This window comes from Pseudomonas sp. PDM02 (genome assembly GCF_014852285.1).
GTDB classification, from domain to species: Bacteria; Pseudomonadota; Gammaproteobacteria; order Pseudomonadales; family Pseudomonadaceae; genus Aquipseudomonas; species Aquipseudomonas migulae.
Map to the genome: position 1 here is coordinate 312,009 of NZ_JACVBL010000005.1, position 12,729 is coordinate 324,737.

General features: G+C 60.6%; 10 protein-coding genes. 1 reads left to right on the plus strand and 9 read right to left on the minus strand.

The window, feature by feature from the left end:
• Positions 1-99: 99 nt before the first annotated feature.
• The 8 genes from IB245_RS11530 to IB245_RS11565 form a co-directional block, all read right to left on the minus strand.
• Complete coding sequence (locus IB245_RS11530) at positions 100-729, minus strand: glutathione S-transferase (protein WP_008045154.1); 630 nt, start codon at positions 727-729, stop codon at positions 100-102.
• A 157-nt stretch (positions 730-886) separates the two neighbouring features.
• Positions 887-1,066: a hypothetical protein gene (locus tag IB245_RS11535; RefSeq protein WP_192227604.1), complete on the minus strand. Its 180-nt coding sequence runs from the start codon at positions 1,064-1,066 to the stop codon at positions 887-889.
• Positions 1,063-2,193 carry a PepSY-associated TM helix domain-containing protein gene (locus IB245_RS11540; RefSeq protein WP_192227605.1) on the minus strand — a complete coding sequence of 377 codons (1,131 nt, stop codon included), beginning with the start codon at positions 2,191-2,193 and terminating at the stop codon, positions 1,063-1,065. Before IB245_RS11540 ends, IB245_RS11535 begins: the two co-directional genes overlap by 4 nt.
• A 69-nt stretch (positions 2,194-2,262) precedes the next feature.
• On the minus strand, positions 2,263-4,671 hold the full coding sequence (locus tag IB245_RS11545) for a TonB-dependent siderophore receptor (RefSeq protein ID WP_192227606.1): 2,409 nt from the start codon (positions 4,669-4,671) through the stop codon (positions 2,263-2,265).
• Between the two features lie 237 nt (positions 4,672-4,908).
• Positions 4,909-5,880 (minus strand): FecR domain-containing protein, encoded by a 972-nt coding sequence (locus tag IB245_RS11550; RefSeq protein ID WP_192227607.1) that lies wholly within the window; start codon positions 5,878-5,880, stop codon positions 4,909-4,911.
• The gene (locus IB245_RS11555; RefSeq protein WP_032829214.1) at positions 5,877-6,395 is read right to left on the minus strand and encodes an RNA polymerase sigma factor; all 519 of its coding nucleotides are present in this window, start codon (positions 6,393-6,395) and stop codon (positions 5,877-5,879) included. The genes IB245_RS11550 and IB245_RS11555 overlap by 4 nt, the downstream gene beginning before the upstream one ends.
• Before the next feature lie 237 nt (positions 6,396-6,632).
• Entirely contained in the window at positions 6,633-7,358 is a 726-nt protein-coding gene (locus tag IB245_RS11560) for a PolC-type DNA polymerase III (protein ID WP_192227608.1), read from the minus strand.
• Positions 7,355-9,295 (minus strand): putative nucleotidyltransferase substrate binding domain-containing protein, encoded by a 1,941-nt coding sequence (locus IB245_RS11565; RefSeq protein WP_192227609.1) that lies wholly within the window; start codon positions 9,293-9,295, stop codon positions 7,355-7,357. Before IB245_RS11565 ends, IB245_RS11560 begins: the two co-directional genes overlap by 4 nt.
• A gap of 253 nt (positions 9,296-9,548) precedes the next feature.
• Between IB245_RS11565 and IB245_RS11570 the strand changes: the two genes are divergently transcribed.
• The gene (locus tag IB245_RS11570; RefSeq protein ID WP_192227610.1) at positions 9,549-9,995 is read left to right on the plus strand and encodes a response regulator; all 447 of its coding nucleotides are present in this window, start codon (positions 9,549-9,551) and stop codon (positions 9,993-9,995) included.
• Between the two features lie 195 nt (positions 9,996-10,190).
• Here the strand turns inward: IB245_RS11570 and IB245_RS11575 are convergent, their stop codons facing one another.
• Complete coding sequence (locus IB245_RS11575; RefSeq protein ID WP_192227611.1) at positions 10,191-12,368, minus strand: malate synthase G; 2,178 nt, start codon at positions 12,366-12,368, stop codon at positions 10,191-10,193.
• Positions 12,369-12,729 lie beyond the last annotated feature (361 nt).

Consider the following 12,729-nt stretch of genomic DNA (forward strand, 5'->3'; position numbering starts at 1 on the left):
CCACAGTGGATCTCCAGTGTGCACAGAATTTATATACACCACAGATCAAAATGTGGGAGCGGGCTTGCTCGCGAAGAGGCCGGAACAGTCAGCGAAAATCTAGCCCTTCGGCATCGTCGCCACCATCGAAGGTCGCTGGCTCACTTCAAAATACCAGTCCGCCAGCTTCGGATTCACCTCGCGCCATCCCAGGTCCGGATGGCGCAAATCCACGTAACCCAACGCACACGCCACACTGATCGCTGCCACATCGAAATGGCTGGTCAGCTCGGCAATCGCGTCTTTTTCCAGCAGCGCCAAGGCGCGGCGGATCTTGTCGCGCTGGCCATCGAGCCATTCGTCCCAGTGTTTTTCCGGGGCGCGCAGAGCGACTTCGTAACGCACCAGCACCGCAGCGTCCATGATCCCGTCGGCCAGGGAGGCCAGGGTCAGGCGACGCCAGCGGGCCGAGCCTTCGCGGGGAATCAGCGGGTTGCCGACGTGTTGGTGGTCGAGGTAGTCGAGAATCACCCGGCTGTCATGGATGACGTTGCCGTCGGCCAGGCGCAGGGCCGGGATTTTGCTCAGCGGGTTGTCATCGATCAGGGGCAGGTCCGGGGCGACCGGGGTCAGCACACAGTTTTGCAGTGCGACGCGGTCTTGCTGACCGGTCTCGTGCAGCAGCACCATGACTTTGCGAACGAAGGGCGACAACGGGTTGTGGTAGAGGGTCATGCTCGGTGCGGACATGGCAGCATCTCGGTCGGTTTGCAGTGTCGGGAGCATAGCGCGTGGATCACGTAACTTGTAGGAGCGAAGCTTGCTCGCGAAGGGATCGCCTCGGTTCTTCAGTCAGATCGAGGCGATCCCTTCGCGAGCAAGCTTCGCTCCTACAGGTTTGGTGTTGTTATCGGCGTTGCAGGAGGCCGCGCAGGGCCAGGATTGCGGGAATGCCCAAGCCGAGCCAGCTCAAACCATCCCACACGCCATCACCCAGTAACGCGGCGAACAACCCGGCAGCGCTAAGCAGCGCAATGACAATGGGCGTGGAGAAGACCTTCCAGAAATTCGACTGCCGCGGCTTCATGCGTTGGCCTCCACTGGTTCCAGCACGGGCCTTGCCGCTTTGCGCCGCACCACCCACAGGTAAACCCCGCTGCCGAGCACGATGATGGTCAGCACATCGAGGGTCGCCCAGAGGATTTTCATCGGCATGCCGCCGTAGTCGCCGAAGTGCAACGGCTGCGACATGCCCATGGCGTCCATGTACCACGGCCGTTCGGCCACGGCGGTGACTTGCAGGGTGCTGGCGTCGATCAGCACCGGTGTCAGCAGATGCGAGGTCAGGTGCGTGCTGCCCTTCATGAACACCGCGTAATGGTGCTCACTGGAAAACCGCGTGCCGGGGAAGGCGATGAAGTCTGGCTGCATACCGGGCGCGACTTCTTTGGCGATGTCGAGCAAGCGGGTCGCAGGCGCGAGTTGCGTCAGCGCCGGCGCATCGCGATACGGTGCGACCATCGCGCTCAGGCTGTCATTGCGCCACGCGGCGATCAGCAGGTCGGCGCAGGCACTGATGACGCCGGTGACGCCGACCACCAGCGCCCAGGTCAGAGTGACGACGCCGATCAGGTTATGCAGGTCGAGCCAGCGCAGGCGCGTGGATTTGTCCTGGCGTACGGTGGCGAATTTCAACCGGCGCATGAACGGCAGGTACAGCACCGTCCCGGACACGATAGCCACTACAAACAGAATCCCCATGAACGCCAGCAGCAGCTTGCCCGGCAGGCCGGCGAACATGTCCACGTGCAGGCGCAGCATGACCATCATGAAGCCGCCGTTGGCCGATGGCATCTCCAGCGCTTCACCGGTGCGGGCGTCGAGCATGAACGTGTGCGACGAATTCGGTTCGGTGCCGGCTGTGGCCGCCATGATCGCGATGGCGGCGTTCGGTTCGTCTTCGTCGAAGCCGAAATACTGCATGACCTCGCCGGGGCGATGTTTTTGGGCGGCCTGCACCAACTGCTGCAGATTCAGCTGCGGGGTGTCGGCCGGCAGTTGCTGCAACTCGGCGGCATCGCCCAGCAAGTGGTCGATTTCGTGGTGGAAGATCAACGGCAGGCCAGTCAGTGCCAGCATCAGCAGGAAGACCGTGCAGATCAGGCTGGTCCAGGTGTGGACGAAGGACCAGCGGCGAATGGTTTTGCTTTTCATGACCCATCCAAATGCAAAAGGGCCACGGCTGTACCGTGACCCTTGTGTGGCTGTAAACCGTTCAGCGGATTACCACTTGTAGTTGACTGCCGCCACGACATTGCGCTCGTCGCCGTAGTAGCACCAGGTGCCATCACAGGTCGACAGGTAGTCCTTGTTGAAGAGGTTCTTCGCGGTGACGTCAACCGAAACGCCCGCCAGTACCGGGTTGATGCGGCTCAGGTCGTAATGCACAGCGGCGTCGTACACGGTGTACGAACCCACGTGACCATTGTTGGTGTTGGCCGTGTTGCCGTAGGTATCGCCGACATAACGCACGCCCGCGCCCACGCCAAAACCGTCGAGCACACCGGTGTGCCACGTGTAATCGGACCACAGGGAGGCCTGATTGCGCGGGACCAGTTTCATCCGGTTGCCCTTGTCGTCGCCCTTGAGGATCTCGGTATCGGTGTAGGTGTAGGAGCCCACCAGTTTCAGGTTGTCGGTGACATCGGAGACGGCTTCCAGCTCGATACCGCGCACTTTCAATTCACCGATCTGGCTGGTGACGTTGTTCTGCGACACCGACACGTTCTGCTGGCGAAGGTCGAACGCGGCGGCGGTCAGCAAGGTGCGGCTGCCCGGTGGCTGGTACTTCACGCCGACTTCGGTCTGCTTGCCTTCGGTGGGTTTGAACGACTTGGTCGAACTGGCATCGGCGCCCATCGAAGGCTGGAACGACTCGGTGTAGGAGATGTACGGCGTGATCCCGGAGTCGAACACGTAACTCAGGCCTGCGTTACCGCTGAAAGCCTTGTCGCGCTGGGTGTTGGTGGCATCGCCCTGGTTATTGAACTGCGTCGAGCTGTGAATCCAGTCTTCGCGGCCGCCGAGGGTCAGGCGCCATTTGTCCAGGGAGATCTGGTCCTGGGCGTAGAGGCCGGTCTGGTTGGTTTTCTGGTTGTAGTCGTAAAAGGTGTTGTACGCGACGTTGGAGAAGTCCGCACCACGGATTGGCTTGATCACATTGCTGTCGGGCGCGTTGCCTTCCAGCCATTTGTAATTGGTGTTGGTCCGCTGGTGGTCCAGGCCCAACAGCACGACATGGCTCAGCGCGCCGGTCTGGAAGTCGGCCTGGAAGTTGTTGTCCACGGCGAACTGGCTGATGTCCTCATCAACCTGATCGACCAGACGGCGCAGCGTGCCATCCGCCGCCACGACGTCACCGAACGACGCATAGGCTTGCTGGAACGACAGGTCGCTTTTGGTGTAACGCAGGTTTTGCTTGAACTGCCAGACATCGTTCAGGCGATGGTCGAAGGCGTAACCCAGTGCGTAATAGGTGCGGTCGTAGTAATCGGAGTCCGGATCGCCAAGGTTTTTATGGTGCGAAATTTTCGCCCCGGCCGGAGAAGCCAGTTTGGTGCCTTGCAGAGGCAGGAACTGACCGCTGACCCCGGTATCGTCGCGGGTGAACTGCGAGAGGAAGGTCAGGTGTGTATCGTCATCGATGTTCCAGGTCAGGCTCGGTGCGAGGTTGTAGCGCTTGTCATCAATGTGGTCGACCGGCATGCCGCTGTCACGCACCACACCGTCGACGCGGTACAGGAACTGACCCTCGTCATCGATTTTTCCGGTGCTGTCGAAGCTGATTTGCTTGCGATTGTTGCTGCCGACTTCGGCCCGCACTTCGTGGCTGGCGATGGCATCGGGACGGCGGCTGACCATGTCGAGCATGCCGCCCGGTGGCGTCTGGCCGTATACCGAAGAGGCCGGGCCGCGCAGGAGCGTGATGCGTTCCAGGTTCCAGGTTTCAGCCTTTGGGTTGGCGTAGGAACCTTTTGGCAACGGCAGGCCGTCGAGGAACTGGGTTGGCTCGAAGCCGCGTACGCGCAGCCAGTCGGCGCGGGAGTCGCTGCCATAGCTGCTGGCGATCACGCCTGGCATGTAACGCACGGCGTCATCGAGATTCTGTACGCCGCGATCTTCCATCTGGGCGCGGGTGATCACCGACATCGAGCGTGGTGCTTCGACAATCGGCGTATCGGTCTTGGTGCCGGCAGCTGTGCGAGTGGCGACGTAACCGTCTACCGGGCCCCAGGCGTTTTCAGTGTTTTCTACGCCGATCACGCTGGTTTCCGGCAGGGCCACCACGCCCTCAGGCATGGCCACCAGGCTGTAGGTGCCAGTGCTGCTCTGTTCCAGTTGCAGACCGGTGCCACGCAAAGCCGCCTGCAAGGCGCCAACCGCGTCGAACTGGCCATTGACCGGTGCCGACGTCTTGCCCGCCGCCAGCGACGGATTCAGCGACAGCGCCAGGCCCGACTGGCTGGCGATCTGGTTCAACGTTGTGGCCAATGGCGCGGCCGGCAGGTTGTAGGCACGAACGCTGGACGCTTGTTCGGCGGCGATCAGTTGGCTACTGGCCAGAGGGGCGCAAAGGGCAATGGCGACCGCCAGCAAACTGGGGCGCAACAAGGTGTTTAGCGAACGGGACATGCAACGGCTCCTGAAAGGGAATACTTCTCAATTGCCTAGGTGCCGGACGAGAATCAAAAAGTGATAGGGCTGGATGAAAATAATTTCGATTCAGCAATTTTGGTGAGGCTGATGGCCTCTTCGCGGGCAAGCCTCGCTCCTACAGGGTTTTGTGTCATACACAGAATTACCGTTCGACACAAAACCCTGTAGGAGCGAGGCTTGCCCGCGAAGGCGTCCGCTCAGACGACAACTTTCTCAGGGCTTGGCATCAGCCTTCGCCACCGTCACCCACCACGGTGTGTGCTGTTCGATCTGCACCGGCAGCGTCGGCAACAGTGCGCTCAGCGCCAGGTCGGTGTCGTGCAACGGGAAACTGCCGGTGATGCGCAGGTCGGCGATCTCGGGCGCTACGCCCAGATGCCCACGCCGATAACGACCGAGCTCGTGAACCAGGTCTTCCAGCCGTGCGTTGTCCACCACCAGCATGCCGCGGGTCCAGGCGTCGGCACCGAGGTTGAGCGCGATGATCGGCCCCAGGCCATTGTTGCGCATCAGCACTTGCTGGCCTTCGTGCAGGATCTGTTCTTCAGTGCTCGACTCAGGGTGGGCGGCCACGGCGGACTGCAACACGCTCAGGCGCGTGCCTTCTTCCTCGCGCTTGACCAGGAACCGCGTGCCCAGTGCGCGCATGCTGCCTTCGCGGGTTTCGACGATAAACGGCCGGGCGTCGCCATGGCCGGTTTCGACGAGGATTTCCCCTTCCTGAAGAATCACCCGGCGCTGCGTCTCATCAAAACGCACATCCACGGCGCTGTGAGTGTTGAGGTTGATCAGCGTGCCGTCGCTCAGGCGCAGGGTGCGTTGCTCGCCGGTGGCGGTGCGCTGATCCGCCAGCCAATAGTCGACCGGCAGATAACGATCACCGGCAAACAGCGCCAGGCCAAGCACCGCAACGATGCTGGCCACGCCGCTGCCGAGTTTGCGCACCCGTCGGCGAATGCTTTCGCGCGATTGCAGCAACGCAGTGCGGGCTGGGCCGCTGGCCACGCTGAAACGCTGGTCGAGCATGCCCAACTGGCGCCAGGCGCGGGCGTGCTCTTCGTGGGCGGCGTGCCATTTGGCAAACTCTTCGCGCTCCACCGGGGTGCCGGAATCCAGCGACAATTGCCAGGCAATCGCGGCGTCCAGCACCTGTGCCGAGACTGGTTTGGAACTGACCGGGTTCACACCGGCTCACCGTACAGTGCGATGTAGCACTGACGAATGCCCTGAGCCAGGTACTGACGCACCCGCGGCACCGACACGCCCAGGCGCTGGGCGATTTCCGCGTGACCGAGGCCGTCCAGACGGTTGTAGAGAAACGCCGCCCGCGCCTTGCTCGACAGCTTGCCGAGCAGGCGGTCGATGTTTTTCAGGTCTTCGAGGATCATTTGCTGTTCTTCCACCGACGGTTGCTCGCCTTCAGGGATCAGCATCAGTTCGGTGAGGTAAGCCTGTTCCAGCGCAGCGCGGCGGAAATAGTCGAACAGCAGGCCCTTGGCAATCGCCACCAGAAACGCCCGCGGTTCGCGAGGTTCGTTCAGTTGATCACGGCCCAGCAAGCGCACGAAGGTGTCCTGACTCAGGTCTTCGGCCCGTTGCGGGCAGGCGACATTGCGTCGAAGCCAGGCCAATAGCCAACTGCGGTGGTCGCGATATAACGCACCGACGAGCTCACTGTGGGGGCTTTGGACTGACGACACGCAGCATCACCGATTGGGAAGTGTTAACTAACGAGAATTGTTCGCGATTGTGGCAGAGGCGGGGGAGGTAAGCAATTGGCCACTGGTCAGGTGGTTTTGATGGGGGGGCAGTTGGACCGTGTCATCGTTCTTCGCGGGCAAGCCTCGCTCCTACAGGATGGTGCGTTGCTCACGAACAACGTAAACCCTGTAGGAGCGAGGCTTGCCCGCGAAGGCGCCAGATCAGACGCCGCGAATTCAGAACGAAGGCACCCGCTGCCTGCGCTTCCACTGACTCAACCGCTGTTGCAGATTCAACGGGCTATGAATCTGCTGCTGCCGCGCGCGGCTGAACAGGATCAGCGCCAGTTCGGCGGTCGCCAGCGCATCGGCACTGGCGTTGTGGCGTTCGAACACCTCGAGCTTGAACCAGTCGATCCACTCATCCAGCCCCGCCTCGCGAATGTGCGCCTGAGGGCAGAGCAGGGGGGCGATATCCGCCACATCCAGAAACGGATGCTGCAACTTGTAGCCCAGATGATCTTTCAGTGCGCGGCCGAGCATGTGCTGATCAAACGGCGCATGAAACGCCAGCACCGGGCTGTCGCCGACAAACTCCATGAACTCGACCAACGCCTGCGCCGGATCGCTGCCGGCGGCAATCGCGCTCGGGCCCAAACCGTGAATCAACACGCTCGGCGCCACTTTCATGTCCGCGCATTGCAGGGTGCGTTCGAACTGCTGACTGAAGTCGATCGCCCCGTCCTCAATCACCACGGCACCGATGGACAACACCCGATCCTTGTTCAGGTTCAACCCCGTGGTTTCCAGATCCAGCACCACCCAGCGCTGCTCGCGCAGGCTGCATTCTCTGAGCTCGGCCCGCGCCGGCAAACGTTGCAGACGTTGCAGACGTTGCAGACGTTGCTGCAAGTCCCCGGACAGCATCGGCCCTGCCGGGCGCAGCCATGAAAACAGGCTCATAGCTGATACCGCAGGGTCAGGCTGCTTTGCAGGCGTTGGGCCTGGCGCAGGGATTCACGCAGGATGCGTCGGTCCAGATGATTGAGGCTGTCGGGATCGACCCGGTTGGAGTAGGGCAAATTCTCCCGGGTCTGTAGCTGATGTTGCTGCATGCGGGTTTGCTGAATGAAGTGATACGCCTCTTCGTACGCCGCACCGTCCTGTCGATCAATGACTTCTTTATCGACCAACTGGCGAAAGCGCTCCAGCGTATTGTTCGCCTCGATGCCATGGGCCAAGGCCAACAGTCGGGCGCCGTAGACAAACGGGGTCAGGCCCTGGACTTTCAGGTCCAGCGTGGCTTTCTCACCATTCTTGCGCGCCAGCACAAACTCGCGGAAACGCCCTACGGGTGGACGGTTGCGCAGGGCGTTCTCGGCCATCATTCGCTGGAACAATCGGTTGTCGGCAACCTGATCGAGAATCCCCCGACGCAACTGCTCGCAGCTTTGCTCGTCGCCCCAGACCACGCGCAGGTCGAAATAGATGCTCGAACCCAGCAGGTTTTCCGGCGTCGCCTCGCGAATAAACGCCGCAAAACGCCGCGCCCATTCGGCCCGGGACAAACACAGCTCGGGGTTGCCGGCCATGATGTTGCCTTTGCACAGGGTAAAACCGCAGAGCGCCAGGCTCTGGTTGATCTGCTGAGCGATGGGCAGCAACTTGCCGCGAATCTCGGCAGCGTGCGCGGCGTCCCGCGCTTCGAACAGAATGCCGTTGTCCTGGTCAGTGTGCAGCGTCTGCTCGCGGCGGCCTTCGCTGCCGAAACACAACCAACTGAACGGCACGCCCGGGTCGCCTTTCTCGGCGAGGGTCAGTTCGATCACCCGGCACACGGTGTGATCGTTGAGCAGGGTGATGATGTGGGTGATCTGGGTCGAGGACGCACCGTGGGCCAGCATGCGCTCGACCAATTGACCGATCTCGCCGCGCAGCGCCACCAGGTTTTCCACGCGTTGGGCGCTGCGGATGGTTCGCGCCAGATGCACCAGGTCGACCCGTTGCAGGGAAAACAGGTCGCGCTCCGAGACCACGCCACACAGACGCTGGTCCTTGACCAGGCAGACGTGGGCGATGTGCCGCTCGGTCATGGCAATCGCGGCATCGAAGGCGCTGTGGTCCGGCGTCAGGAAAAACGGCGCCTGGGTCATGTGCCGTTCGATGGATTCGTTGAAGTCGTTGATGCCTTCGGCCACCACGTGGCGCAGGTCGCGCAGGGTGAAAATACCCAACGGCGCCTTGTGTTCATCGACCACCACAATGCTGCCGACCTGCTGCTCGTGCATCAGGGTGACCGCTTCCCGCAGCGGCGTGGTCGGGCTGCACGTCACCGGGTGACGCATGGCCAGTTCGCCCAGACGGGTATTCAGCGAGTATTGGGTGCCGAGGGTTTCCACGGCTTTTTGCTGGACTTGCTGGTTGACCTGGTCCAGCAAACTGCTCACGCCGCGTAGGGCAAAGTCGCGAAACGCGTTGGAAAGTGCGAACAGTTTGATGAACGCCAGCTTGTTCAGCTGTAGGCAAAAGGTGTCTTCGGCGGCCAGATGTTCGGTGCGTGTCGCACGCTCACCCAGCAGCGCGGCGAGGGGGAAACATTCGCCGGTGGTGATTTCGAAGGTGGTTTCCGTGCCGCCCTTGGCCGTGTGGGGACGTTCACCCACGACCCGGCCCTGTTTGACGACGTAGAAATGCTCAACCGGGCCATCGGCGGGCTTGATGATGCTCTCGCCGGGGGCATAAAAACGTAGCTGACATTGTTCAACCAGGTACGCCAGGTGAGCGTGTTCCATTTGATTGAAGGGCGGGAAGCGCTGAAGGAATTGCAAAGTGCCCTGGATGTTCTGCAATACCGCGGTTTTCCCTGCCTGTGTGAAGGCGTCCGCTTTACTCATAACCATTACCGCAGTCTTTTATGAATTGTTGTTGTCGGGTGACTCAGTCATGGTCGGCCCCTGCGCGCAGGGTGCCCATTGGACGTAAGTCTAGGTCGGGCCTTGCGGCGATGAAATTTCGGAAATGCCTTACACAATCTTGGGAAGAACCTATCCTTCCCCCTATAGGAAATAAATCCGACGAAGTGCACATTGACGGCCCGCTTAGCGATGTCTCACCACTGTGCTAGGGAATGATATTGGAAACTTAGAGAAAACCATGTCCGACCACGATATTTTGAGTGACGCCGAGCGCGAGGCGCTGAGTGCCGTCATGCTGGAACCCGACTTGCCGCCGCAACGGGTGCTGATCGTCGATGACGATAAAGATGCGCGCGAGCTGTTGTCGGAGATTCTTGGTCTGGATGGTATTCGTTGCATGACCGCAGCCAGCGGTGAAACCGCGCTCAAGATGCTGGCGGAGAAACCCTCGATAGGCCTGGTGATTACTGATCTGCGGATGGGGCATATGGATGGCCTGGATTTGATCCGCCAGGTGCGCGAATCGGTCCGCGCGGCGATGCCGATCATCATCGTTTCCGGCGATGCCGACGTGAAGGACGCGATTGCCGCCATGCATTTGAGCGTGGTGGATTTTTTGCTTAAACCGATCGATACCGGCAAGTTGCTGGGGTTGGTCAAGCATGAACTCGGGATGGCGCCCTGATCCAGGCTATCTGTTGCCCATTTGATCGCCTTCGCGGGCAAGCCTCGCTCCTACAGGATAGTGCGTTACTCACGAACAACGTAAACCCTGTAGGAGCGAGGCTTGCCCGCGAAGGCAGCACCACTGATCTCAAGCAAACAAAAAAGGCCCTGATCCGAAAATCAGGGCCTTTTTTTGTCCAGCGCAAACGCTCAGTTACAGGCCATTGGCAGCCTTGAACTCGCGACGACGACGGTGCAGAACCGGCTCGGTGTAGCCGTTCGGCTGTTTGGTGCCTTCAACCACCAGTTCGACCGCCGCCTGGAAGGCGATGTTGCTGTCGAAGTTCGGTGCCAGCGGACGGTACAGCGCGTCGTTGGCGTTCTGACGGTCAACCACCGGCGCCATGCGCTTGAGGCTTTCCATCACTTGCGCTTCGGTGACGATGCCATGACGCAACCAGTTGGCGATGTGCTGGCTGGAGATACGCAGCGTGGCACGGTCTTCCATCAGGCCGATGTCATTGATGTCCGGCACTTTCGAGCAACCAACACCCTGGTCGATCCAGCGCACCACGTAACCGAGAATGCCCTGGGCGTTGTTGTCCAGTTCGTTCTTGATCTGTTCCGCGGTCCACTGCGGGTTGACCGCCAGCGGGATGGTCAGGATGTCATCCACCGAAGCGCGTGCACGTTTGGCCAGTTCGGCCTGACGGGCGAACACGTCGACCTTGTGGTAGTGCAGCGCGTGGAGCGCGGCAGCCGTTGGCGATGGCACCCAAGCGGTGTTGGCACCGGCCAATGGGTGAGCGATTTTCTGTTCAAGCATCGCCGCCATCAGGTCGGGCATCGCCCACATACCTTTACCGATTTGCGCGCGACCTTGCAGGCCGGTGCTCAAACCGATATCGACGTTCCAGTTCTCGTAGGCGCCGATCCACTTCTCGGCCTTCATGTCGGCCTTGCGCACCATCGGGCCGGCTTCCATGGAGGTGTGGATTTCATCGCCCGTACGGTCGAGGAAACCGGTGTTGATGAACACCACGCGCTCGCTGGCGGCCTTGATGCAGGCCTTGAGGTTGACCGTGGTGCGGCGCTCCTCGTCCATGATCCCGACTTTCAGGGTGTTGCGCGGCAAGCCGAGCACGTCTTCGATGCGACCGAACAGCTCGTTGGTGAACGCAGCTTCTTCCGGACCGTGCATCTTCGGCTTCACGATGTAGACCGAACCGGTGCGGCTGTTCTTGCGCGAGCTGTTGCCGTTGAGGCTGTGGATCGCCGCCAGGCAGGTCACCAGACCGTCGAGAATGCCTTCCGGCACTTCGTTGCCGTCTTTATCGAGGATCGCGTCGATGGTCATCAGGTGACCGACGTTGCGCACGAACAACAGCGAACGACCGTGCAGGCTCAGTTCCTTGCCATCAACGCCGGTGTAGGTGCGGTCGGCGTTCATGGTGCGGGTAAAGGTTTTGCCACCCTTGGAGACTTCTTCCGACAGGTCGCCCTTCATCAGGCCGAGCCAGTTGCGGTAGATCACCACTTTGTCATCGGCATCGACAGCGGCGACGGAGTCTTCGCAGTCCATGATGGTGGTGAGTGCGGCTTCCATCAGGATGTCTTTGACGCCGGCAGCGTCGGTCTGGCCGACCGGAGTGCTGGCATCGACCTGGATTTCGAAATGCAGGCCGTTGTTTTTCAGCAGGATCGCGGTCGGTGCAGCGGCATCGCCGTGGAAACCGATCAACTGAGCGTCGTTGCGCAGGCCGCTGTTGCTGCCGCCTTTAAGGGCGACCACCAGTTTGCCGTCAACGATCTTGTAGCCGATGGAGTCGACGTGGGAGCCGGCAGCCAATGGCGCCGCTTCGTCGAGGAAGGCGCGGGCGAAGGCGATCACCTTGTCGCCGCGAACCTTGTTGTAGCCTTTGCCTTTTTCCGCGCCGTCAGCTTCGCTGATGGCGTCGGTGCCATAGAGCGCGTCATACAACGAACCCCAGCGGGCGTTCGAAGCATTGAGCGCGAAACGCGCATTCATCACCGGCACCACGAGCTGCGGGCCGGCCATGCGGGCGATTTCGTCATCGACGTTTTGCGTCGTTGCCTGGAAATCGGCCGCTTCTGGCAGCAGATAACCGATGTCTTGCAAGAAGGCCTTATAAGCCACGGCGTCGTGCGCCTGACCGGCACGGGATTGGTGCCAGCCGTCGATACGAGCCTGGAAATCATCGCGTTTGGCGAGTAGGGCTTTGTTCTTCGGCGCCAGGTCGTGAATGACCTTGTCGGCACCGGCCCAGAATTTATCGGCGGTGAGGCCGGTTCCGGGAATGGCTTCGTTGTTCACGAAGTCGAACAGGACTTTGGCGACCTGCAGGCCACCGACTTGAACGTGTTCAGTCATTGCTTGCCTCACTCTGCTCAGCTATTTCGCTTTTCAGCTCTTCAAATTAACAATGAAGCCTCTGGCTATTTAAACCACAAACCCCTTCCACCAGTACATGCCATTTCGGGCGGCTGGGATGGAACCGATCAACGGCGTTGAGGCCTTGCTGATAGGGCTTTCAGGGCTGCGACCGCGCCTGTGGCAGACATCGATCCAACGTTATGTAGTGCGCGCTGCGGCATACTACATGATGAATTGCGGTTGTGAAAATTAGACTAATTACGTCGTTCTGCGACCCCGTGACGCATTGCAGTCACGTCGGGGATAGGGATGTTCTCAAAAAAGTATGAGATTGTTCCAGTTAAATATAAGAAGTTGT

What these genes read in the sequence shown, in the direction of transcription:
- IB245_RS11530 (WP_008045154.1), bottom strand. Translation starts at nt 729, where the DNA reads ATGTCCGCACCGAGCATGACCCTCTACCACAACCCGTTGTCGCCCTTC.
- IB245_RS11535 (WP_192227604.1), bottom strand. Translation starts at nt 1,066, where the DNA reads ATGAAGCCGCGGCAGTCGAATTTCTGGAAGGTCTTCTCCACGCCCATT.
- IB245_RS11540 (WP_192227605.1), bottom strand. Translation starts at nt 2,193, where the DNA reads ATGAAAAGCAAAACCATTCGCCGCTGGTCCTTCGTCCACACCTGGACC.
- IB245_RS11545 (WP_192227606.1), bottom strand. Translation starts at nt 4,671, where the DNA reads ATGTCCCGTTCGCTAAACACCTTGTTGCGCCCCAGTTTGCTGGCGGTC.
- IB245_RS11560 (WP_192227608.1), bottom strand. Translation starts at nt 7,358, where the DNA reads ATGAGCCTGTTTTCATGGCTGCGCCCGGCAGGGCCGATGCTGTCCGGG.
- IB245_RS11565 (WP_192227609.1), bottom strand. Translation starts at nt 9,295, where the DNA reads ATGGTTATGAGTAAAGCGGACGCCTTCACACAGGCAGGGAAAACCGCG.
- IB245_RS11570 (WP_192227610.1), top strand. Translation starts at nt 9,549, where the DNA reads ATGTCCGACCACGATATTTTGAGTGACGCCGAGCGCGAGGCGCTGAGT.
- IB245_RS11575 (WP_192227611.1), bottom strand. Translation starts at nt 12,368, where the DNA reads ATGACTGAACACGTTCAAGTCGGTGGCCTGCAGGTCGCCAAAGTCCTG.